Source organism: Micromonospora sp. NPDC049114, from assembly GCF_040648635.1.
Lineage (GTDB): Bacteria > Actinomycetota > Actinomycetes > Mycobacteriales > Micromonosporaceae > Micromonospora.
The window spans coordinates 35,520-56,750 of sequence record NZ_JBEZEA010000021.1 but is presented as its reverse complement, the minus strand read 5'-3'; the positions used below and the strand labels follow the sequence as shown (position 1 = coordinate 56,750).

Here is a 21,231-nt window from a genome sequence, read left to right as displayed (position 1 = left end):
CCGATCTGCTCCCGCTCCAGCGGACTCAACCTCGACGCCATAACCACCCCAACGACGATCACGAAAGGGTGTTGCAACCATCGGTTGAGCCCGCCCTGATGACGGGAACTGTCCAAGATCTCTCTCGGGCACGACGGTGGCCGGCACCCCGGGGTTCGGGGTGCCGCCAGGTATGCCGATGGCCGGCGCCCGTTGTCGGGTGCCGGCCATCGGTCGGTGCGGTGGGTCAGCTGTTCCAGTGCTGGGCAACCAGGTCGGTGGCCTGCTGCTCCCACTGGGCGTACGCGTCCGGGTACGCCGAGACCTGCACGGTCTGCGCGGCGTCGGTCAGCGGCATGTCCTGCCAGCCGTCAACCTGGCGCAGGCCCTTGAGGAACGCGGTCGTGGAGTACTCCGGGTTGGTGATCTGCTCCGGCGTGCCCCAACCACTGGTCGGGCGCTGCTGGAACAGGCCCAGCGAGTCGTGGTCGTTGGCGTCGCCGAGGTGACCCAGGTTCTCCAGCTTCGACTCCTGCAGGCTCGTCGCGATCGAGATGACCGCAGCGCGCTCGGGCAGGCCGGCCTTCTTCGTGGCGGCGATGATCGCCTTGACGTTGCCGGTCTGCTCACCGTTCAAATCGATGTGCGACTGCGCGCCCTGCGGCTTCGGCGCCGTGGTCTGCACGGCGACGGCGGCGGGCTTGGCGTCGACGGGGTTGGCGTGGGCGGCGATCGGGCCGGCGAAGACTCCACCGGCGAACGCGAGACCGGCCACGGACAGCATGCTCTTACGCAAGATCGTGTTCATGGGGGTAGCTCCTTCGGGGGTAGGAACACCCGCCTCACCGCCGGGGAGCGGCGACGCGGATGTGAGCACCTCGTCCGGCGCTGCACAAAACAAGGGGAAAAGATGTGGGGGGGGCCTGCGGGCTGATCGCCTCGTAGCGCCCGGGGGCGGCAGCCGGCGAGCGGGGGGCTCGCGGCGCCTGGACGGTGTGTAACGACCCGCGATCCGGGGTCATTCCCGGCGGCCTGCGAGGGGGGCTCGCGGCGCCGGACCCTGTGTAACGACCCGCGATCCGGGGTCATTCCCGGCTGCCCGCGAGGGGGGCTCGCGGCGCCGGACCACGTGTAACGGCCGACCGTCCGGGGTCATTCCCGCGGCGGCCCGCGAGGGGCTCGCCGCGCCGGACCGTGTGTAACGGCCGGCTGTCCGGGTCATTCCCGCGGCGGCCCGCGAGCGGGGCTCGCGGGGCCCGGACCGTGTGTAACGGCCGCCGGGCTGGGGTCATTCCCGGGCCCTCGCCGGGGCCCCGGGGCGGGGTCACGGGTTGTTCGGGTGGTCTGCGACGACCCGGCCCGACCGGCCATTTCCCACCCGGTCGAGCGGACGGGGGCGGGCCGTGGTCCTGCGATCGTCAGGGTATGCAACGACCCCCGGCCCGCCACGATTCCGGCCCACGGATGCGACCGGTCACAACCCAGCGACCGCCCAGAAACGGACATCCCGCCTATTCCGACGCAGCGGACGCGGCGGACGCGGCGGACGGGGTGTGGCTGGGTGGTGATCGACTCGGGTTCGCCGATATCGGGGTATCCGGGACCGGTTGATACCCCGATATCGGCGAACCCGTGTTGATCACGCCCGTTTCGGCCTGCCGAAACCGGCAGACACCCCGACATGGCCGACCGCGCGCTTCGATCACGCCGACCGGTCGACACCCGACATCGGGGACCTCGTGTCGATCACCTCGGTGCGGGACATCCGGCGGCTTTGACACCCGACATCGGTGATCCCGCGTCGATCCCGGCCCGCCGGTTGGCACCCGACACCGGCGAGCACGTGTCGATCGGGTCCGACATGGGATATCCAGGCGCTGGCACCCGACATCGGGGACCTCGTGTCGATCTCGTCGGCGCGGGTACCCGGCCCGGACGCCGGGGGCCACGGCTGATCGTCAGGCGGACATATCGGGCCTTCGGCGACTGACAAATGCCTAGGATCGTGACAAGAAGCCTAGAGGAGGTCGGCATGACCACAGCGATGGAGATGCCCCGGGTCCAGGAATGTGTGGTCGCGGCATGTGCGTACAACCAGGGCGGTGACTGCCACGCCTTCGCGATCACCATCGGCAGCATGGACCACGCGCACTGCCACACCTTCGTCGAGTCGCCCGTCCGGGGCGGGGTGGACGGCCTCACCGCCCAGGTGGGTGCTTGCCAGCGTTCCGACTGTCGGCACAACGAGCAGTTGGAGTGCCACGCGTCGTCCATCAAGGTCGGCCCGGACAACGACATGGCCGACTGCATGACGTACGCCAATCGCTGACCCGCGAAGGCGGGCTCAGGGCAGGTCGTTGGCCTGCCGGATGACAGTCACCAGGTCGTCGATGATGCCGGTGAGGGCGAAGTCCTTCGGGGTGAAGACCCGGGCCACGCCCGCCGCCCGCAGGGTGTCCGCGTCACCGGCCGGGATGATGCCGCCGACCACCACCGGCAGGTCCGCCCGGCCGGCGGCGCGCAGCCCGTCGAGGACGGCGGGTACGGCGGCCAGGTGTGAGCCGGACAGCACGGAGAGCCCGACCAGGTCGACGTCCTCCTCGACGGCGGCGGCCACGATCTCCCCGGCGGTCAGCCGGATGCCCTGGTAGACGACCTCGAAGCCGGCGTCGCGGGCGCGTACCGCGATCTGCTCCGCGCCGTTGGAGTGCCCGTCCAGGCCGGGTTTGCCGACCAGCAGCCGCAGCCGGCCGGTGCCCAGCTCACGGGCGGTGGCGGTGACGCGCTCCCGCACTGCCGCGAGGCCCGGGTCGCCTCCGCTGCCGGTGGCGCCGGCCAGGCCGGTGGGCGCCCGGTACTCGCCGAAGACCTGGCGGAGCGCGCCGGCCCACTCGCCGGTGGTCACCCCGACGCGCACGCACTCCAGGGTGGCCGGCATGAGGTTGGCGGTGGTCGCGGCGTCCGCGCGGAGCTGGGCCAGCGCCGCGTCGACGGCGTCGTCGTCCCGACCGGCACGCCATTGACGTACGGAGGCGACGGCGGCCGCCTCGACCGCGGGGTCGACCTGTTCGACTGCCTCGGCGCCGGCTGCGGTGAGCGGGGAGGGCTCGGTCTCGGCGTACCTGTTGACGCCGACCACCACGTCGGCGCCGGACTCCATCCGGCGGCGGCGTTCGGCAAGCGAGGCGACGAGCGCGCTCTTGAGGTAGCCGGTCTCCACAGCGGCTACCACGCCGCCCAGTTCCAGCACCTTGTCCAGCTCGGCGCGCGCTCCGGTGACGATCTCGTCGACGAGTGCGGTCATGACGTGCGAGCCGGCGAAGAGGTCGGGATATTCGAGCAGGTCAGACTCGTACGCCAGGACCTGCTGCATCCGCAGCGACCACTGCTGGTCCCAGGGGCGGGGCAGGCCGAGCGCCTCGTTCCAGGCGGGCAGTTGCACGGCGCGGGCGCGGGCGTCGCGGGACATCGTCACGCCGAGCATCTCCAGCACGATGCGCTGGATGTTGTTCTCCGGTTGCGCCTCGGTGAGGCCGAGGGAGTTGACCTGCACGCCGTAGCGGAACCGTCGCTGCCGCGCCTCGGTCACCCCGTACCGGTCCCGGGTGATCTCGTCCCAGAGCACGCCGAACGCGCGCATCTTGGCGATCTCCTCGACGAAGCGCACCCCGGCGTTGACGAAGAACGAGACGCGCTGCACCACGTCACCCATCCGCTCGGCGGGCACCTGGCCGGAGTCGCGGACCGCGTCGAGGACGGCGACGGCGGTGGCCAGGGCGAAACCGACCTCCTGTACGGGAGTGGCGCCGGCTTCCTGGAGGTGGTACGAGCAGATGTTCACCGGGTTCCACCGGGGCATCTCCCGCAGCGTGTACGCCACCACGTCGGCGGTGAGCCGCAGGGAGGCCGCCGGCGGGAAGATGTACGTCCCCCGGGACAGGTACTCCTTGATGATGTCGTTCTGGGTGGTGCCGGCGCAGCGGGCCAGTTCCGCGTCCTGTTCGAGGCCGACGGTGCCGTACAGGGCCAGCAGCCACATCGCCGGGGCGTTGATGGTCATCGAGGTGTTCATCTCGGCGAGCGGGATGCCGTCGAAGAGTGCCCGCATGTCCCCGAGGTGGGCCACCGGCACGCCGACCCGGCCGACCTCACCGGCGGCGAGTTCGTGGTCCGGGTCGTACCCGGTCTGGGTGGGCAGGTCGAAGGCGACCGACAGGCCGGTCTGCCCCTTGGCGAGGTTGCGGCGGAAGAGCGCGTTGGTGGCCGCGGCCGACGAGTGACCGGCGTACGTGCGCATCACCCACGGGCGGTCCCGCTCGGGCAACCGGCTCGGCGTCTCATCCATGGCCGGAGTCTAAGTTACCGTTCAGTAAAAGGAGCTGTGGAAAACCACACAGGTCCATGTCGCGGACGACCGGGTCCGAACGGCTCGCGGTGGCGCTGACCGCCACACCCTGGGCAGCGGGGTGTGGCGGTCAGGGCGCACACTGGACGGCATGCATGACGAGCTGGCCATCTCTGTCCGAGGGCTGCGCAAGGCGTACGGCGACAACGTGGCCGTGGCGGGCGTGGATCTCGACGTCCACCGCGGTGAGGTGTTCGCGTTGCTCGGCCCGAACGGCGCCGGCAAGACCACCACGGTGGAGATCCTGGAGGGCTACCGGCGTCGCGACTCGGGCGAGGTGACGGTGCTCGGCACGGACCCGGCCCAGGCCGATCCGGGCTGGCGGTCCCGCGTGGGCATCGTGCTGCAGGGCACCGGGGAGTTCGACGAGCTGACGGTGGCCGAGGTGGTCCGGCACTTCTCCGGCTTCTATGCCGACGCCGACGACCCGGACAAGGTGATCGAGCGGGTCGGGTTGGCCGACAAGGCGAAGGCCCGGACGCACACCCTCTCCGGCGGGCAGAAGCGCCGCCTGGACGTGGCGCTGGGCATCGTCGGCCGCCCCGAGCTGCTCTTCCTCGACGAGCCGACCACCGGCTTCGACCCGGAGGCCCGCCGCGAGTTCTGGGAGCTGATCCGCGACCTCGCCGCAGCGGGCACCACCATCCTGCTCACCACCCACTACCTGGACGAGGCCGAGGCCCTCGCCGACCGGGTCGGCGTGATCGCTGGCGGTCGGCTGGTCGAGGTGGCCGCTCCCAACCTGCTGGGCAATCGGCAGGAGGCCCTGGCCACGGTCTCCTGGCGTACCCCGGAAGGGACGGTGGAGAGCGCGCAGAGCGCGACGCCGACGGCCTTCGTGGCCGACCTCGCCGTGCGTTACGGCGGTGAGGTCCCCGGGCTGACGGTGACCCGGCCGACTCTGGAGGACGTCTACCTCACCATGATCGGACACGCGCGATGACGACCACGACCAAGCCGGCGACGCCGGTCGCCACGACCCGCGGCCGGCGGCCGGGTGCGGCTGCGCTCGCCCTGCGCCAGGGCCGGTTGGAGACCACCCAGTTCCTGCGCAGCCGGGAGTCGGTGGTCTTCACGATGGGTTTCCCCATCATCATGATCCTGATCTTCGCGTCGATCTTCCACGGCACGATCGGCGGCGGGGTCAAGTTCACCCAGTACTTCATCACCGGCATGATCGCGACCGGTCTGATGACCGTGAGCTTCCAGAACCTGGGCATCTGGATCCCGGTCGAGCGGGACCGGGGGGTACTCAAGCGTTACTGGGGCACGCCGATGCCGAAGTGGGTCTGGTTCGCCGGCAAAGTGATCATGGTGGTGGTGATCGGCATCGCCGAGACGGCGCTGCTGTTGGCCGCCGCGGTGGCGCTGTTCGACCTCGACCTGCCCAGCACCGCCGAGAAGTGGTTCACCTTCGGCTGGGTAGCCGTGCTCGGGGTGACCGCGTGCACCCTGTGCGGCATCGCGATCTCGTCGCTGGCCCGCAGCGCCCGCAGCGGCTCGGCGGTGGTCACCCCGATCGCCCTGGTGCTCCAGTTCATCTCCGGGGTGTTCTTCGTCTTCACCGACCTGCCCACCTGGATGCAGCAGGTGGCGGCACTGTTCCCGCTCAAGTGGATGTGCCAGGGGCTGCGCGCGGTCTTTCTGCCCGAGAGCTTCGGCGCGCAGGAGCCGGGCGGGTCGTTCGAGCTGGGCCGGGTGGCGCTGGTGCTCGCCCTGTGGTGCGTGATCAGCCTGGTGGTCTGCCTGACCACCTTCCGCTGGACCACCAAGCGCGACGGCTGAGCGGTCGACCGGGGCGGGTAACCGCCCCGGTCGTCGCGACTCAGTACGTGTAGAAACCCTTGCCGGTCTTGCGGCCCAGGTCGCCGGCGGTGACCATGCGCTGGAGCAGCTCCGGCGGGAAGAACTTCTCGTCCGCCGTGTCGGTGTAGATGTTCTTCGAGGCGTGCAGCAGCACGTCCACGCCGGTCAGGTCGGTGGTGGCCAGCGGGCCCATGGCGTGCCCGAAGCCCAACCGGCAGGCGGTGTCCAGGTCCTCCGCCGACACCACGCCGGACTCGACCAGCTTGACCGCCTCGACCACCAGTGCGGAGATCAGCCGCGTGGTGACGAAGCCGGCGATGTCCCGGTTGACCACCACGACCGTCTTGCCGATCTCCTCGGCGAAGGCCTTCACGGTGGCCAGGGTCTCGTCGCTGGTCTTGTAGCCGCGCACCAGCTCACAGAGCTGCATCATCGGCACCGGCGAGAAGAAGTGGGTGCCGACGACGGCCTCGGGCCGCTCGGTCACCGCGGCGATCTGGGTGACCGGGATGGCCGACGTGTTGGTGGCGAGCACCGCGTCGGACTTGCAGATCTTGTCCAGCGCACGGAACACCTCGTGCTTGATCTCCAGCCGCTCGAAGACCGCCTCGACCACGATGTCCGCGTCCGCCGCCGCCTCCAGGTCGGTGGTCGGGGTGATCCGCGCCAGCGTCGCCTCGACGTCGGACGCCTCGATCTTGCCCTTCTCGGCGAACTTCTCCAGCGACTTCCGGATGCCGCCGATCCCCCGGGTGGTGGCCGCGTCGTCCAGGTCGCGCAGCGTCACCTGCCAGCCCGCCTGCGCCGCCACCTGGGCGATGCCGGAGCCCATCAGCCCGGCCCCGACGACTGCGAGTCGACCCGCCATCTGCTTCTCCCTCGCTGCGATTGAGTGCCTGCCTGCACCCTAGTCCGCGAGCCTGAACGATGACTAAGGGCTCCGGAAGAACGGATCTCGTCGGGTGCCAGCCGCCGCGCCCGTGTGACGGATGCACGACTCGCCAGAGCGAACAAACTTCCGGTTGGGTGCATCGAACCCTACGACAACCCAACAGGCAGACACAGCCAGGAGCTCATGATGCGCGCAACGTCGATGGTCGGAACCCTCACCTGCCTCCTGCTCGCGGCGGGGTGCTCGTCACCCGCACACCAGGACGGCAACGCCGCGCCGGCCGGCTCGCCCGAGCCGACGACCAGCGCGGCCACCACCGGCACGCCCACCCCGTCCACCCCGCCCAGCTCGCCCCCGTCGTCCCCGTCGTCCCCGTCGTCCGCCCGACCGGCCAGCGACCCGACCCGCCCGGCGTCGCTCGTCCTGGGCCCGGACGGCATCGGTTCGCTCAAGCTCGGCATGACCCGTCAGCAGGCCACCGGAACGGGCCTGCTGCGGACCTTCACGAACAACGCCGGCGGCTGCGCGCCGGCGCACCTGCGGGCCGCCCCGACCGGGGATGAGGTCGTCCTCCTCTCGCCGACGCTGGGAATCGCCACAATCGACGCGTACGCGGGCATCAGGACGCCCGAGGGAGCGCGGATCGGCATGTCGAGCGCCGAGATGCTGCGGATCTACCCGACGTGGAAGGCAGCCGACGGAGACGCGACGAACGGTCGCGGCACCGCCAAGACCCCCGGCAACAGCAAGGCCGTCTACCGCATCGAGACGAAGAACGGCAAGGTCATCAGCCTGACCCTGCAGTACGCGAACCAGGACTGCTACGAGTAGGCGGACCCGAAACGGCCGGCCTGCGGCGCCAGCGCGCTGGACACCCGCAGGCCGGCCAGGATCTCGTCGGTCAGGTCCTCATCGCCGACCTGCTTGATCTGCAGGTAAACGCCACAGCGGCGCTGCGGCACGGCCAACACCACCTCGCTGAACGACACCGAAGCGCCACACGACGTCCACCGTCGTACCAGTGCCCTGTCCCCACCCACGTCCACTGTGCGGTCGGGCTGCCGGACGCAGGAGGCGTGGCTGGGCAGCGCCGGTTCCGGACCCCCGGCGAGCAGGGACCTGCTCGCGCCGACGAACACGCCGGGCATCCCGCTCGCCGGATCCGGCCACACAGCGAGATTCGGGGCGACCACGACACCCGGCGCCTGGCCGGCGGGAAGTCGCAGCACCGAAGGATCCCAGCCGGCGTCCTTCACCTGACCGGCCCAGCTCGCCGGCACCGCGACCGACAGAGCACCGGAGGCGTCGTCCACGCGCACCCAACCGGACCGTGCCGACGGCGTGGAACTGGAACCCGTGGTGGCCAGCAGCGCGGTCAGCGCGACACCGACGCCGACGACCCGCCCCACCTGCCGTACGAACCGGCCACGGCCCGCGTCCCGCTCCAGCGACGCGATGACCCGGTGCAGTTCGTCGCGCATCACGGCGGCGGACGCCCAGCGTTGCCGCGGGTCGGGATGCAGCGCCCGTCGCACCAGGTCGTCCACTTCGGAGGGAAGGCCGGGACGAAGCTGGGACGGCCGGAGCGCTGTGCGCCCGGCCCGGCCCGAACGGTTGCCGTTGGACCGTGCCGGCTCGGGAGCGCGGCCGGTCACCATGTGGTAGGTCGTCGCGCCGATCGCGTACACGTCGGCGCGGATGTCCAGACCACCACCGGCGGTGGCCTGCTCGGGTGGCATGTAGCCGGGTGTGCCGGCCGCGATCGTGAACCCGGACGCGTTGGCGAGCGCCTTGGCCAGACCGAGGTCGGCGACCAGCACCCGATCCCGGTCCGCAGCCGGCTGAAACAACACATTGGACGGCTTGAGATCCCGGTGCAGAACGCCGCCCTCGTGCAGCACCGTGACGGCGCTGGCGATGTCGGCCGCGATGAGCAGGGCCTCGCGTACGGGCAGCGGCCCCGAGACGAGTCGGTCCGCGAGGGTGCCGCCAGCCGCGTACGGCATCACCAGGTACGGCCGTCCATCAGGCAGCTCACCGACGTCGAGCACACGCATGAGCAGACTGGAATCCGTCCGCCGCATGATCCGCGCTTCCTGCTCGAACCGCTCCCGCAGATCGGTGTGGTACGACCAATTGTCCGCCAGCACCTTGATCGCGACGGAAGCGTCCAGAGCATCGTCGGCGCCGAGCCACACGGTGGCGAACGCTCCGGAGCCGATCCGCCCTACCACGCGGTATCGACCGATCTTGCCGGGTACTGACACGCCCGTATTATGGCCGACAAGACGCTGAGGAACGGGGCCTGAGCTTGTCAGACGATCTTGCTGTCGAGGATCTCGCCGGCCGTGCCGCCCGGGGCGACGCCGCCGCACTTGACATGTTGCTGGCCAGGATCGAGCCGCAGGTCATGCGGCAGTGCCTGCGCCTCCTCCCCTGCCGCCAGGATGCCGAAGAGGCGTGCCAGGATGCCCTCCTGCAGGTCGCCCGCAAGATCGACAGCTTCGCCGGCCGGTCGAAGTTCTCCACCTGGCTGCACATCGTCACGGCCAACTGCGCCCGTCAGACGTACCGCAGCCTCAAGCGCCGGGCCGATGAGCAGTCCACGCCACAGCTCCCGCTCGACGCCGCCGACCCGCGCACCACAAGCGTGATCGCGGGTTCCCGACTCGACCTGCTGGACGCGCTGGAACGACTGGAGGCCCACCGACCCGAACTGGTCGCCCCTCTGGTGCTGCGCGACCTGTGCCAGTTGACCTACGACCAGATCGCCGACCACCTCGCCATTCCGGTCGGCACCCTGAAGTCACGCATCCACGACGCACGACGGCACGTGCGCGCCTCGCTTCAGGCCACCTGACACTGCGCCACCCACAGCGGCGTCGGCCCGGTGGAACGCCGGCCAGGGCGTCAGATCTCCAGCGACGGCTCGTCCGGCGCGGTGCCCCGCTCCACAGCCACACCGAGCGCGCGCAGGTCGGCCACGAAATCCGGGTACCCCCGGTCGACGTGGTGCACGTGGGACACCTCGGTGGGTCCGTCCGCGCACAGGCCGGCGATGATCAGCCCGGCGCCGGCGCGGATGTCGGTGGCCCGGACCGGCGCTCCGGAGAGCCGTTCCCGCCCCCGGACCACCGCGTGGTGCCCGTCGGTCTTGATGTCCGCGCCGAGCCGCATCATCTCGTTGGCGAACATGAACCGGCCGTCGAAGATGTTCTCCGTGATCAGTGAGGCGCCGTCGCTGACCGCGGCCAGTCCGATCGCCATGGGCAGCAGGTCGGTGGCGAAACCGGGGTACGGCAGCGTCACCACGTCCACCGCCCGGGGCCTGTCGTCCATGCGCACCCGGAAGCCGTCACCGTGCGTCTCGACCAGGCCGCCGGCCGCGACGACCTTGTCCAGCGCGACCTCCAGGTAGGCCGGGTCCAGCCCGGTCACCGTCACGTCGCCGCGCGTCATCGCGGCGCCGAAGGCCCAGGTGCCCGCGACGATCCGGTCCCCCACTGTGGCGTGCCGCACCGGGCGCAGGCCGGCCACGCCGGTGATCCGCAGGGTGGACGTGCCGGCGCCGGAGATCCGCGCGCCCATCTGGTTGAGCATCGTGCAGATGTCCACGATCTCCGGCTCGCGGGCCGCGTTGTCGATCATCGTGGTGCCCTGTGCCAGCACGGCCGCCATCACCAGGTTCTCGGTGGCGCCCACGCTGGGGAAGTCCAGCACGATGTCCGCGCCGCGCAGCCCGTGCGGAGCCTCGGCGATCACGAAGCCGTGCTCGCCGGAGATCTCCGCGCCCATCCGGGTCAGCCCGGAGATGTGCATGTCCAGTCCCCGCGAGCCGATCGCGTCGCCGCCGGGGTGGGCCACCCGCACGTACCCTCGGCGGGCCAGCAGCGGTCCCAGCACGCAGATCGATGCGCGCAGCCGCCGGACCAGGTCGTAGTCGGCCTCCGCGCCGGGTTGCTCGGGCACGTCGATGGTCACCGAGCGGGACCGGGCGACCCCGCCGCGGGCCACCATGGGATCGACGGGGTCGTCCGCGTCGAACCGGACGTCGCAGCCCAGCCGTCGCAGCACCTCCCCCATGATCGCGATATCGGTGATCCGGGGAACATTGGTGATCACGCTGCGCCCGGGTGCGAGCAGCGCGGCGGCCATCAGCTTCAGGGCCGAGTTCTTGGCGCCGACGACGTGTACGGTGCCTGCCAGCCGGGCGGCACCGCAGACCCGGATGACGTCGACGTCGTTGACCGCCGGGTCACCGGCGTCGCCGGGACCCACCACCGCGGGCCAGCCGGCTGTCGCCTCCGGCCGTGCGGGGATCGTCAGGTCCGGTATCCGTAGGCTGTGCGTCATGGCCGTCCACCTCACGCGCATCTACACCAAGGCCGGCGACGCCGGCATGACCAGGCTGAGCAACAACGAGCAGGTCCCGAAGACCGATCCACGGATCGCCGCGTACGCGGATGTCGACGAGTGCAACGCGGCGATCGGTGTCGCGCTCGCTCTCGGCCAGCTCGACGAGGAACTGCGGGGCGTGCTGGCGTCGGTGCAGAACGACCTGTTCGACGTCGGCGCCGACCTGTCCACCCCGGTCGAGTCGGAGCCGAAGTATCCGCCGCTGCGGGTGACCGAGGAGTACGTCGAGCGCCTGGAGGGCTGGTGCGACGAGTACAACGCACGCCTGAGCACGCTCGACTCCTTCATCCTCCCCGGCGGCACCGCGGGCGCGGCGCTGCTGCACGTGGCGCGGACCATCGCCCGGCGTGCCGAGCGGGCGGCGTGGGCGCTGGTCAACCACGATCCGGACCGGACCAGCCCGCTCCCGGCAAAGTATCTCAACCGGCTCTCCGATCTGCTCTTTATCCTGTCAAGAACGGCAAATCCGGCGGGAGACGTGCTATGGGTGCCGGGCGGCAAGCGCTGAACGTCGACGCTGTGCAGGCGTGGGTTCCCCATCTGACCGCGCCCACGCGTCGGCGCAGCCGACTCCTCGGACAGGGCTGCGCTCCAAGGCGGAGCTGACTCCGGTCAACGCCCTGATCAACCCCGGTTCCTTGACGTCGGGGTGTCCCCGCCACGAGGACACCCCGGCATCAGGAAAGTCGAGTCGATCAACGCTGGGGCAGGACGCAGCTGCATCGGTAACGGCAGCTGACAAAAGGACGGCGCCAGAACGACGCACAGCGCCGGGAACGGGTTTCCGGGGCAGCCCGCCCGGCGCAGGGATCAAGCCTGACCGCCCGGAGCCGGGCGGGCTGCCCCGGAAACCCCAAGAGCAACCACCGAAAGGCGGGTCAGGCAGCCGGCCAGTCCTGGGAGGCCATACGCGGCGAGACCGCCCCCGGAGGGGCGGCCTCGAGCCAGGAGAGGAAACCGGTCACGGTAGATCGCGCCATGGCGATCTCCACCGGTGCGTGGTGACTGGTACAGCGGAGGATCACCCAGTCGGCCGGCATGGAGAGCCGCTCCTGCCCTTCGGGCAACCGGCGGCGCTCGACCGCGAGATCCTTGCGGGAGAGAACCCGCTTGGGACGGAGCGCGAAGCTGAACATCCGATACCAGCGCAGCTCGTCACCGGCGAACCGACCGAAGCCGGGCGACCAGCCACGCCCGTCGAGCACCGTGGTGACCCGGACGCTGAGCCGGATGATGCCACCGCTGCGGGTCACGACGGCCCGCCGGACGAAGAGCACGAGAAGCGCGACGAGGATGACGGCGACGCCGATCCCGAAGCCCTCGACGATCTCCATCCGCGGTGTGACTCAGCGGCTCTGCGCGGAAACCGGGGTAGCGCTCTCGGCCAGCACGGTGACGCCTTCGGCGCTCACCGAGAGGAAGCCGCCGGCCACCTCGTAGGAGACCTGCTCACCGCCGGCCAGCTTGATGCGGACCTGGCCGGGCTCGGCGAGCTGGCCGAGCAGCGGCGCGTGCCCCGGCAGGACACCGAGCTCGCCCTCGGTGGTCCGGGCGACGACCATCTCGGCCTCACCGGACCAGACCTTCTCCTCGACGGCGACGAGCTCGACGTGAAGCTGCTGTGCCACGCTGTCTCCTTGCTGCGGCGACGGATTGCCGAAAGTCTAGTCGTGCGGGTGAGCCACCCCCAACGCGGGTGGGGAGAGCTGCGCCACGGCTACTTGGTCTTGTTCTGGAATTCCGGGTGCTCCAGCAGGAACGGGTCCAGTTGTTCATTGTGCAGGGCGGTGAAGAAGTCCGGGACACCTGCCTGGAACTGCTCACCCTTGTAGGTCTTGCCCTCGAAGACCGGACCGCCGGGGAGCTTGATCATCTGGATGGTGTCCGGACGGATGTTCTTTAGGGCCAGCCCGTAGTCGACCACGCTGTTGCCGCGCCCGTTGAAGATCAGCGACTGGCCTGCGGCGCGAAGCACCTTGTCGAGCTTGATCGGGTTGGCGACCACGTCGGCACTGAAGGCCTGGCCGACCATCGCCTTGACGAACTGCTGCTGGTGGCGCTGCCGGCCGTAGTCGGCGTCCGGCACACCGTTCTTCGGGTAGCGCTGCCGGACGTAGTCCAGGGCCTGCCACCCGCTGAGGTGGTGGTTGCCCTTCTTGTAGATCGCCTGCGGGCCGACGTAACCCTCGCCGCGCGTGTTGCCCGGTCGGGGCTTGCCGTCCGGCTGCTTGTGCTCGGACTTCACGTCCCGCTCGACGTACATGTCGACGCCGCCCATCGCGTCGACGATCTTCTGGAAGCCGGTGAAGTTGATGATCGCGCCGGCGTCGAACCGCTTGATGCCGGTCACCCGCTGCACCGTGGTGGCCAGCAACTCGAAGCCGCGCGCCGCGTCGGGGTTGCCGTTGGGCACTCGACTGCCGAACGACATCGCCGCGTTGATCTTCGTCGTCTCGCCGGGGAAGTTGGCCTTCTTGAACGCCGGGATGTCGACGTAGAGGTCGCGCGGCAGCGAGAAGAGGTAGGCCCGGTCCATCGACGCGGGCACGTGCAGCACCATGATCGAATCGGCCAGCGGCGCCGCCGTCGGCGTACGAGGGTCGATGCCGACGAGCAAAAGGTTGAGCGGACCCTTGATATCGCTCTTCTTCTCCTTGGCGCCCGCCGCCTGGTCACCGAAGAGGTCGGCCTTGCCGACGGCGCCCTCGTAGCGGGCCATCAGCACCTCGCTGCCGACGAGAACACCGCCACTGAGCATGGCCAGCACCAGACCGAACACGGTGCACACCTTGGCCCAGCGCGGCACGCCCCGCCAGATGGACGACTTGCGGCCACTCTTGCCGGCCTTACCCACGCGCATCTCCGTTCGTTACGCCCACGAAGAGGAGACGGGCGCACGTCGTCGAAAGGTTGCAGAAGTCAGCGCTCGTTCAGGTGAACGCGCGAACCGACCGTATCTCGCGTGCCGCCGGAGTGACGACAACGGGTAACGGGACCGCGACGATGATAAGGCGTGAAGATGAACAAAAGACTGCCCCGACGTTGCCGGGGCAGTCTTTTGCGGTACGGATGAGCGGGCTGTCAGCCCTTCATCAGCTCCTCAGCCTTCTTCTCCAGGTCCTCGAGACCGCCGCACATGAAGAACGCCTGCTCGGGGAAGTGGTCGTACTCGCCCTCGCTGATCTTGCGGAACGCCTCGATGGTCTCCTTGATCGGGACCGTCGAGCCCGGCACGCCGGTGAACTGCTCCGCCGCGTAGGTGTTCTGCGAGAGGAAGCGCTCGATCCGCCGGGCACGGGCCACAGTGATCTTGTCTTCCTCGGAGAGCTCCTCGATACCGAGGATGGCGATGATGTCCTGCAGGTCCTTGTAGCGCTGCAGGATCCGCTTAACCTCGGTGGCGACCTGGAAGTGCTCCGGACCGACGAACTCCGGGGCGAGGATCCGGGACGAGGACGCCAGCGGGTCCACGGCCGGGTAGATGCCCTTGTCGGAGATCGACCGCTCCAGGTTGGTGGTCGCGTCCAGGTGGGCGAACGTGGTGGCCGGAGCGGGGTCGGTGTAGTCGTCCGCCGGCACGTAGATCGCCTGCATGGAGGTGATGGCCTGGCCCCGGACGGAGGTGATCCGCTCCTGGAGCTCGCCCATCTCGTCGGCAAGGGTCGGCTGGTAACCCACGGCGCTCGGCATGCGGCCGAGCAGGGTGGACACCTCGGAACCGGCCTGCGTGAAGCGGAAGATGTTGTCGATGAAGAGCAGCACCTCCTGCTTCTTCACGTCCCGGAAGTACTCAGCCATGGTCAGCGCGGAGAGCGCCACCCGCAGCCGGGTGCCCGGCGGCTCGTCCATCTGGCCGTAGACCAGCGCGGTCTTGTCGATGACGCCGGACTCGGTCATCTCGGCGATGAGGTCGTTGCCCTCACGGGTGCGCTCACCCACGCCGGCGAACACCGAGGTACCACCGAAGTTGCGGGCGACACGGGTGATCATCTCCTGGATGAGCACCGTCTTGCCCACGCCCGCGCCGCCGAACAGGCCGATCTTGCCGCCCTTGACGTACGGGGCGAGCAGGTCGATGACCTTGATGCCGGTCTCCAGCATCTCGGTCTTCGGCTCCAGGTCCGCGAAGGCCGGGGCCTTGCGGTGGATGCCCCACCGGTCGTCGGCCTCGAACGTCTCGCCCTCTTTGAGGTTGAGCACCTCGCCGATCGCGTTGAACACCTTGCCCTTGACCGCGTCGCCCACCGGCACGGTGATCGGCTCGCCGCGGTCACGCACCTCAGCGCCGCGAACCAGGCCGTCCGTCGGCTGCATCGAGATCGCGCGGACCAGGTTGTCACCCAGGTGCTGGGCAACCTCCAGGGTCAGCGTCTTCTCACCGCCGGACAGGTTCACGTCGACGTTGAGCGCGTTGAACAGGGCCGGCATGGCGTCGCGCGGGAACTCGGCGTCGACGACCGGGCCGATGACCCGGACCACGCGACCCGTGGCCGTCTTGGTCTCTACTGGTGCAGTCATCACACTTCACTTCCCGACGCGGCCAGCGCGTTCGCGCCGCCGACGATCTCGCTGATCTCCTGGGTGATCCCGGCCTGCCGGGCCGAGTTCATCTCACGCGTGTACTTGTCGATCATGTCTTCGGCGTTGTCGGTGGCGCTCTTCATCGCTCGCCGCCGTGCCGCCGACTCGCTCGCCGCCGACTCGATCAACGCCGCGTAGATCCGCGTGTTGATGTACCTCGGCAGGAGCGCGTCGAGCAGCGCCTCCGCCTCCGGCTCGAACTCGTACGCCGGCAGCAGCCCCTCGGAGCGCGGCCGATCCTCGACCTGCATCGGCCCGAGGATCTTGGCAACCGGGGTCTGCGTCATCAGCGAGTGGAACTCGGTGTAGACGATGTGCAACTCGTCGACGCCGAGCACCCCGTCCGCGCCGGCCCCGCCGTCGACGTCGTCCGCACCTGCGGTGAACGCCTTGATCAGCGTCTCACCCACCATGCGGGCGTCCTCGAACGACGGCTGCTCGCTGAACCCCGTCCAGTTCGCCTCGATCGGCCGGTCGCGGAACCGGTAGAACCCGACGCCCTTACGCCCGATGACGTAGAGCACCGGCTCCTTGCCGTCCGCCCGGAGCCGCGCGATGAGCGACTCCGCCGTCTTGATCGCGTTGGAGCTGTAGCCGCCGGCCAGGCCACGGTCGCTGGTGACCAGCAGGACGCCCGCCCGCCGCACCCGCTCACGCGGGGTGAGCAGCGGGTGGTCGATCCGCGCGTTGGACGCCAGCGCCGTGAGCACACCGGTGATGGCCTGGGCGTACGGCAGGGACGCCTGCACCCGGGCCTGGGCCTTGGCGATCCGGCTCGTCGCCACGAGCTCCATCGCCTTGGTGATCTTCTTCATCGACTTCGCCGAGCGGATCCGTTGACGAAGAACGCGTACCTGGGCCGCCATCGGATCAGCTCTCGGCCGGGCGGTCGGTCGTGCCGTCGCGGAAGCGGGTCACCGTCTCGCGGTTCTGCTCACCCTCCAGCGGCGCGGCCGGCGCGTCGTTGACCTTGCGCTCGTCCGCCTTACCGAGGAAGACCTGCTTGAACTCGGTGATCGCGGTGTCCAGGGAGCCGATGATGTCGTCGCCCCACTGGTTGTCGGCGATCGACGCCAGCACACCCGCGTGCTTGTGCCGCAGGTACTGGAGGAACTCCGACTCGAAGCGCCGGATCTCCCCCACCGGGATGTCGTCCAGCTTGCCCTCGGTGCCGGCCCAGACCGTGACGACCTCTTCCTGCACCGGGAACGGCGAGTAGTTCGGCTGCTTGAGCAGCTCGACAAGCCGGACACCGCGGTCCAGCTGGGCCCGGGATGCCTTGTCCAGGTCGGAGGCGAAGGCGGCGAACGCCTCCAGCTCGCGGTACTGGGCCAGGTTGAGCCGCAGCGAACCGGCGACCTTGCGCATCGGCTTCACCTGCGCGGCGCCACCGACCCGGGAGACCGAGGTGCCGACGTTGATCGCCGGACGGACGCCCTGGTTGAACAGGTCGGTCTCCAGGAAGATCTGGCCGTCGGTGATCGAGATGACGTTGGTCGGGATGAAGGCCGAGATGTCGTTGGCCTTCGTCTCGATGATCGGCAGACCGGTCATCGAGCCGCCACCCAGCTCGTCGGAGAGCTTCGCGCAGCGCTCCAGCAGGCGGGAGTGCAGGTAGAAGACGTCACCCGGGTACGCCTCGCGGCCCGGCGGGCGACGCAGCAGCAGCGACACGGCCCGGTACGCCTCGGCCTGCTTGCTCAGGTCGTCGAAGACGATCAGGACGTGCTTGCCGCCGTACATCCAGTGCTGCCCGATGGACGAGCCGGTGTACGGGGCGATGTACTTGAAGCCGGCCGGGTCGGACGCCGGGGAGGCCACGATGGTGGTGTACTCCATCGCGCCGGCCTCCTCCAGCTGGCCCTTGATCGAGGCGATCGTGGAGGCCTTCTGGCCGATGGCGACGTAGATGCAGCGAACCTGCTTCTTCGGGTCGCCGGTCTTCCAGTTGTCCCGCTGGTTGAGGATGGCATCCAGGGCGACTGTGGTCTTGCCGGTCTTGCGGTCGCCGATGATCAGCTGCCGCTGACCCCGACCGATCGGCGTCATCGCGTCGATCGCCTTGATGCCGGTCTGCAGCGGCTCGAACACCGACTGCCGGGACATCACGTTCGGAGCCTGCAGCTCCAGCTCGCGGTAGCCCTCGTCGGCGATGTCGCCGAGACCGTCGATCGGCTGGCCGAGCGCGTTGACCACGCGGCCGAGGAAGGCGTCGCCGACCGGAACCGAGAGCACCCGGTCGGTGCGCTTGACGCGCTGCCCCTCCTCCAGCTTGGCGGAGTCACCCAGGACGACGACGCCGATCTCCCGGACGTCGAGGTTCAACGCCACGCCGAGCGTGCCGTCCTCGAACTCCAGGAGCTCGTTGGTCTTGGTCGAGGGAAGGCCCTCGACGTGGGCGATGCCGTCGCCGGTGTCGGCGACGGTGCCGACCTCCTCGCGGGAGACGTCGGACGAGTAGGAGGAGACGTAGCGCTCCAGGGCGCCGCGGATCTCCTCCGTCGAGATGGTCAGCTCGGCCATCCTCTGCTTCCTTAAAATTCAGGGGCCCGGGATACCTAGTACCAACCGGTCCGAATGGCGTCTGTCAATCCAGGCGTTGGGCGGCGGAGCCACCCCGGCACTGTGCGGCGGAGCCGCTCAGCCGCGGGGCGGCGATGCCGTTCAGCGCTTCGCGAGCGCGTTGCGGGTCTCGTTGAGGCGGCGCAGGATCGTGCCGTCGTACAGGTCGGAGCCGACCCGGACGCTCACGCCACCGAGAACGGCGGGGTCGACCGTCTGCTTGACGGAGACCTCTCGACCGTATATCGCGGTGAGGCTCGCACCCAGCCGACGCTCGTCCTCGTCACTCAACGGGGCCGCGACGGTCACGTACGCCACCTGCCGGTCCCGCCGGTCGGCGGCCAGTTCGACCAGCCGGGTGAGCGCCCCGATGAAGGAGCGTCCACCGAACCCGCTCAGCGCCACCTCGACGAGGCGGACGGTGACCGGGTGGGCCTTGTCGGCGAGCAGCTCACGGGCCAGGGTGGCCCGCCGCTCGACCGGGGCGGCCGGGTCGGCCAACGCGTTGCTCAGCGCCGACTGACCCGTCACGACCTGACCGAAGCGGAACAGCTCGTCCTCGACCTCGCCCAGCTCGCCGGCGGAGTCGGCGCTGGCCAGCAGCGCCTCCACGCCCAGGCGTTCGGTGCCGTCGAGCAACTCCGACGGCGCCGACCAGCGGCCGGAGACCAGCGACACGAGCAGGTCGAGCGCGTCGGCGCCGATCCGCCCGCCCAGCATGTCGCCGAGCAGAGCGCCGCGGTCCGCGCCGGAGCGGGCCGGCTCGGACAGCGCCCGGCGCAGCCGCGGCTCACGCCGCAGCAGGGTCGCCACGGAGAGGATGGCGTCGGCGGTGGAGGCCACCGCCGACGGCTCCGCGCCGCGGACGTACGCGTCGAGGCGCTCGGCCGCGACCTTGTACGACTCCCGGCTGGCGGCCTGCATCAGCGGGCCCCCGTGCTCTCGAGGCCGCTCAGGAACCGGTCGACGGTGCCCTTGCGTCGCGCCTCGTCGGCCAGCGACTCGCCAACGATCTTGCTGGCCAGGTCCACCGCGATCGTGCCGACCTCGGCACGCAGCTCACGCACGATGGTGGCCCGCTCGGCGGCGAGCGCGTCCTTACCGGCCTGGATGACCCGGTCTGACTCTTCCCGCGCCTTGGCGAGGATGTCCTGCCGGATCCCCTCGGCGTCGGCCCGCGCGTCGTCACGGATCTTGGCGGCGTCGGTGCGGGCCTCAGCGAGCTGGGCCCGGTACTGCTCAAGCAGCTGGTTCGCCTCGGCCTGGGCGGCCTCGGCGCGCTTGATGCCACCCTCGATCGCGTCGACCCGGGCCTGGAACGTCTGCTCCATACGGGGGAAGACGAACTTCATCAGCACGAAGCAGAGCACGGCGAAGGCGACAGTGCCGACCACGATCTCTTGCCAGATCGGAATGATCGGGTTGTGGTCTGACTCACCACCCTCGGCGGCGAGGAGGAACAACATGGGTGACCTCCCGGTCGGAAGGGGTGGAATCAGCCGGCCCAGATGAAGCCGAAGGCGATGCCGAACAGCGCCAGCGCCTCGATGACGGCGAAGCCGATCCAGACGTACGGCAGGGTCATGCGCGACGACTCGGGCTGCCGGGCGGTCGACTGGATGTAGGCGGCGAAGACCAGGCCAACGCCGATGCCCGGGCCGATGGCCGCGAGGCCGTAGCCGATGGCGGCGGTGCTGCCCTCTACCGCGGCGACGTAATCCATTAGTGGTTCCTCCTGGTTATCACGCGTGACTCTCACGCGGGACGACAACGGTTGGTGCGTGGATCAGTGCTCTTCGGCGAGCGCGCCCTGGATGTAGCTGGCGCTCAGCACCGTGAAGACGTAGGCCTGCAGGACGATGACCAGCGCCTCGAGAAGGGTCAGCGCCACGGTCATCACCCAGGAGACCACCGATACGGGCGCCAGCCAGGCGTTGGCGTTGAGCATCGCGAAGCCGCCGAGCGTGAAGACCAGCAGGAGCATGTGGCCGGCGAACATGTTCGCGAAGAGACGGACGGCCAGCGAGAACGGCCGGATGATGAAGGTCGAGAACGCCTCGATCGGGATCAGCAGCGGCAGGATGTACCACGGTGCCGGCGGGATCAGGGCGTGCTTGAAGTATTTGCCGAACCCGTGGTGCCGGATGCCGATGTAGTTGAACAGCACGTAGCTGATCACCGCGAGGATCGCCGGGAAGGCGATGTGCGAGTTCGGCGAGATCTGGAAGAACGGGATGATCGCGAACGCGTTCGTCAGCAGCACGAAGCAGAAGAGCGTCGTGAAGTAGGGGGCGAACCGCACGCCCTGGTGCCCGATCATGTCGACCGAGATGTTGTTGCGCACGAAGCCGTAGATCGACTCGGCGAACCACTGCTTCTTGGTCGGCACCAGCTTCGGGTTCCGATAGGTCGCCAGGAAAAAGATGATCAGGACGCCGACCGCGAGCCAGATCATCAGCGTGAACTTGGTGAACCACGGCGCGTTCTCCGCGCCCCAGGGCACGATCGCGGGCAGGTAGAAGTCGTCCACGCTGGGTGGGAATGCCGCCTGGCCCGCTGCCAGGACGTTCGCCTGTCCGAACACCGCGTC

At 69.6% G+C, this 21,231-nt stretch carries 21 protein-coding genes; 6 read left to right on the top strand and 15 right to left on the bottom strand.

From position 1 onward, the window contains the following. Positions 1-226 precede the first annotated feature (226 nt). Positions 227-787, bottom strand: coding sequence for a hypothetical protein (locus tag AB0B39_RS31930; protein ID WP_357497994.1), 561 nt, complete (start codon positions 785-787; stop codon positions 227-229). Positions 788-2,011: 1,224 nt separating this feature from the next. On the opposite strand from AB0B39_RS31930, the gene AB0B39_RS31925 reads away from it, so the two are divergent. After that, positions 2,012-2,308 carry a DUF1540 domain-containing protein gene (locus AB0B39_RS31925; RefSeq protein WP_234588739.1) on the top strand — a complete coding sequence of 99 codons (297 nt, stop codon included), beginning with the start codon at positions 2,012-2,014 and terminating at the stop codon, positions 2,306-2,308. 15 nt (positions 2,309-2,323) lie between these two features. Here the strand turns inward: AB0B39_RS31925 and AB0B39_RS31920 are convergent, their stop codons facing one another. Then, the gene (locus AB0B39_RS31920) at positions 2,324-4,324 is read right to left on the bottom strand and encodes a protein meaA (RefSeq protein WP_357576140.1); all 2,001 of its coding nucleotides are present in this window, start codon (positions 4,322-4,324) and stop codon (positions 2,324-2,326) included. A 151-nt stretch (positions 4,325-4,475) separates the two neighbouring features. On the opposite strand from AB0B39_RS31920, the gene AB0B39_RS31915 reads away from it, so the two are divergent. Further along, positions 4,476-5,327, top strand: coding sequence for an ABC transporter ATP-binding protein (locus AB0B39_RS31915; protein WP_234588737.1), 852 nt, complete (start codon positions 4,476-4,478; stop codon positions 5,325-5,327). After that, positions 5,324-6,169: an ABC transporter permease gene (locus tag AB0B39_RS31910; RefSeq protein ID WP_234588736.1), complete on the top strand. Its 846-nt coding sequence runs from the start codon at positions 5,324-5,326 to the stop codon at positions 6,167-6,169. The genes AB0B39_RS31915 and AB0B39_RS31910 overlap by 4 nt, the downstream gene beginning before the upstream one ends. A gap of 40 nt (positions 6,170-6,209) precedes the next feature. Here the strand turns inward: AB0B39_RS31910 and AB0B39_RS31905 are convergent, their stop codons facing one another. Further along, positions 6,210-7,058: a 3-hydroxyacyl-CoA dehydrogenase family protein gene (locus AB0B39_RS31905; protein ID WP_234588735.1), complete on the bottom strand. Its 849-nt coding sequence runs from the start codon at positions 7,056-7,058 to the stop codon at positions 6,210-6,212. Positions 7,059-7,268: 210 nt separating this feature from the next. Between AB0B39_RS31905 and AB0B39_RS31900 the strand changes: the two genes are divergently transcribed. Continuing rightward, positions 7,269-7,913 carry a hypothetical protein gene (locus tag AB0B39_RS31900; RefSeq protein WP_357576139.1) on the top strand — a complete coding sequence of 215 codons (645 nt, stop codon included), beginning with the start codon at positions 7,269-7,271 and terminating at the stop codon, positions 7,911-7,913. Here the strand turns inward: AB0B39_RS31900 and AB0B39_RS31895 are convergent. Next, positions 7,904-9,349 carry a serine/threonine-protein kinase gene (locus AB0B39_RS31895; protein WP_357576138.1) on the bottom strand — a complete coding sequence of 482 codons (1,446 nt, stop codon included), beginning with the start codon at positions 9,347-9,349 and terminating at the stop codon, positions 7,904-7,906. The genes AB0B39_RS31900 and AB0B39_RS31895 overlap by 10 nt on opposite strands. A gap of 44 nt (positions 9,350-9,393) precedes the next feature. On the opposite strand from AB0B39_RS31895, the gene AB0B39_RS31890 reads away from it, so the two are divergent. Then, positions 9,394-9,942, top strand: coding sequence for an RNA polymerase sigma factor (locus AB0B39_RS31890; protein WP_357496017.1), 549 nt, complete (start codon positions 9,394-9,396; stop codon positions 9,940-9,942). Between the two features lie 50 nt (positions 9,943-9,992). Here AB0B39_RS31890 and murA read toward each other — a convergent pair whose 3' ends face one another. Further along, entirely contained in the window at positions 9,993-11,435 is a 1,443-nt protein-coding gene (gene murA, locus AB0B39_RS31885) for a UDP-N-acetylglucosamine 1-carboxyvinyltransferase (protein WP_357496015.1), read from the bottom strand. Here murA and AB0B39_RS31880 point away from each other — a divergent pair. Continuing rightward, positions 11,434-12,006 (top strand): cob(I)yrinic acid a,c-diamide adenosyltransferase, encoded by a 573-nt coding sequence (locus tag AB0B39_RS31880; RefSeq protein WP_357576137.1) that lies wholly within the window; start codon positions 11,434-11,436, stop codon positions 12,004-12,006. The genes murA and AB0B39_RS31880 overlap by 2 nt on opposite strands. Before the next feature lie 370 nt (positions 12,007-12,376). Here AB0B39_RS31880 and AB0B39_RS31875 read toward each other — a convergent pair whose 3' ends face one another. From AB0B39_RS31875 to atpB, 10 genes are all read right to left on the bottom strand, one after another. Then, complete coding sequence (locus AB0B39_RS31875) at positions 12,377-12,832, bottom strand: DUF2550 domain-containing protein (protein ID WP_357496012.1); 456 nt, start codon at positions 12,830-12,832, stop codon at positions 12,377-12,379. Between the two features lie 12 nt (positions 12,833-12,844). Next, on the bottom strand, positions 12,845-13,126 hold the full coding sequence (locus AB0B39_RS31870) for a F0F1 ATP synthase subunit epsilon (RefSeq protein ID WP_234588727.1): 282 nt from the start codon (positions 13,124-13,126) through the stop codon (positions 12,845-12,847). Between the two features lie 89 nt (positions 13,127-13,215). Continuing rightward, on the bottom strand, positions 13,216-14,358 hold the full coding sequence (locus AB0B39_RS31865; protein WP_357496010.1) for an LCP family protein: 1,143 nt from the start codon (positions 14,356-14,358) through the stop codon (positions 13,216-13,218). A gap of 221 nt (positions 14,359-14,579) precedes the next feature. Continuing rightward, entirely contained in the window at positions 14,580-16,016 is a 1,437-nt protein-coding gene (gene atpD, locus AB0B39_RS31860) for a F0F1 ATP synthase subunit beta (protein ID WP_357496008.1), read from the bottom strand. Beyond that, on the bottom strand, positions 16,016-16,945 hold the full coding sequence (locus tag AB0B39_RS31855; RefSeq protein WP_234588723.1) for a F0F1 ATP synthase subunit gamma: 930 nt from the start codon (positions 16,943-16,945) through the stop codon (positions 16,016-16,018). The genes atpD and AB0B39_RS31855 overlap by 1 nt, the downstream gene beginning before the upstream one ends. A gap of 4 nt (positions 16,946-16,949) precedes the next feature. Continuing rightward, positions 16,950-18,602 (bottom strand): F0F1 ATP synthase subunit alpha, encoded by a 1,653-nt coding sequence (gene atpA / locus AB0B39_RS31850; protein ID WP_234588722.1) that lies wholly within the window; start codon positions 18,600-18,602, stop codon positions 16,950-16,952. 141 nt (positions 18,603-18,743) lie between these two features. Beyond that, positions 18,744-19,565 carry a F0F1 ATP synthase subunit delta gene (locus tag AB0B39_RS31845; protein WP_357496004.1) on the bottom strand — a complete coding sequence of 274 codons (822 nt, stop codon included), beginning with the start codon at positions 19,563-19,565 and terminating at the stop codon, positions 18,744-18,746. Then, a complete protein-coding gene (locus tag AB0B39_RS31840; protein ID WP_112584053.1) occupies positions 19,565-20,104 on the bottom strand; it encodes a F0F1 ATP synthase subunit B in 540 nt (179 codons plus the stop codon). The genes AB0B39_RS31845 and AB0B39_RS31840 overlap by 1 nt, the downstream gene beginning before the upstream one ends. Before the next feature lie 32 nt (positions 20,105-20,136). After that, positions 20,137-20,364 carry an ATP synthase F0 subunit C gene (locus tag AB0B39_RS31835; protein WP_074314047.1) on the bottom strand — a complete coding sequence of 76 codons (228 nt, stop codon included), beginning with the start codon at positions 20,362-20,364 and terminating at the stop codon, positions 20,137-20,139. Positions 20,365-20,427: 63 nt separating this feature from the next. Next, on the bottom strand, positions 20,428-21,225 hold the full coding sequence (gene atpB / locus AB0B39_RS31830; protein WP_357496002.1) for a F0F1 ATP synthase subunit A: 798 nt from the start codon (positions 21,223-21,225) through the stop codon (positions 20,428-20,430). Positions 21,226-21,231 lie beyond the last annotated feature (6 nt).

Excerpts from the sequence above, each read along its gene's own strand:
- AB0B39_RS31930 (WP_357497994.1), bottom strand. The coding sequence starts at position 787 with ATGAACACGATCTTGCGTAAGAGCATGCTGTCCGTGGCCGGTCTCGCG.
- AB0B39_RS31925 (WP_234588739.1), top strand. The coding sequence starts at position 2,012 with ATGACCACAGCGATGGAGATGCCCCGGGTCCAGGAATGTGTGGTCGCG.
- AB0B39_RS31920 (WP_357576140.1), bottom strand. The coding sequence starts at position 4,324 with ATGGATGAGACGCCGAGCCGGTTGCCCGAGCGGGACCGCCCGTGGGTG.
- AB0B39_RS31915 (WP_234588737.1), top strand. The coding sequence starts at position 4,476 with ATGCATGACGAGCTGGCCATCTCTGTCCGAGGGCTGCGCAAGGCGTAC.
- AB0B39_RS31910 (WP_234588736.1), top strand. The coding sequence starts at position 5,324 with ATGACGACCACGACCAAGCCGGCGACGCCGGTCGCCACGACCCGCGGC.
- AB0B39_RS31905 (WP_234588735.1), bottom strand. The coding sequence starts at position 7,058 with ATGGCGGGTCGACTCGCAGTCGTCGGGGCCGGGCTGATGGGCTCCGGC.
- AB0B39_RS31900 (WP_357576139.1), top strand. The coding sequence starts at position 7,269 with ATGCGCGCAACGTCGATGGTCGGAACCCTCACCTGCCTCCTGCTCGCG.
- AB0B39_RS31880 (WP_357576137.1), top strand. The coding sequence starts at position 11,434 with ATGGCCGTCCACCTCACGCGCATCTACACCAAGGCCGGCGACGCCGGC.
- murA (WP_357496015.1), bottom strand. The coding sequence starts at position 11,435 with ATGACGCACAGCCTACGGATACCGGACCTGACGATCCCCGCACGGCCG.
- AB0B39_RS31875 (WP_357496012.1), bottom strand. The coding sequence starts at position 12,832 with ATGGAGATCGTCGAGGGCTTCGGGATCGGCGTCGCCGTCATCCTCGTC.
- AB0B39_RS31865 (WP_357496010.1), bottom strand. The coding sequence starts at position 14,358 with ATGCGCGTGGGTAAGGCCGGCAAGAGTGGCCGCAAGTCGTCCATCTGG.
- atpD (WP_357496008.1), bottom strand. The coding sequence starts at position 16,016 with ATGACTGCACCAGTAGAGACCAAGACGGCCACGGGTCGCGTGGTCCGG.
- AB0B39_RS31855 (WP_234588723.1), bottom strand. The coding sequence starts at position 16,945 with ATGGCGGCCCAGGTACGCGTTCTTCGTCAACGGATCCGCTCGGCGAAG.
- atpA (WP_234588722.1), bottom strand. The coding sequence starts at position 18,602 with ATGGCCGAGCTGACCATCTCGACGGAGGAGATCCGCGGCGCCCTGGAG.
- AB0B39_RS31845 (WP_357496004.1), bottom strand. The coding sequence starts at position 19,565 with ATGCAGGCCGCCAGCCGGGAGTCGTACAAGGTCGCGGCCGAGCGCCTC.
- AB0B39_RS31835 (WP_074314047.1), bottom strand. The coding sequence starts at position 20,364 with ATGGATTACGTCGCCGCGGTAGAGGGCAGCACCGCCGCCATCGGCTAC.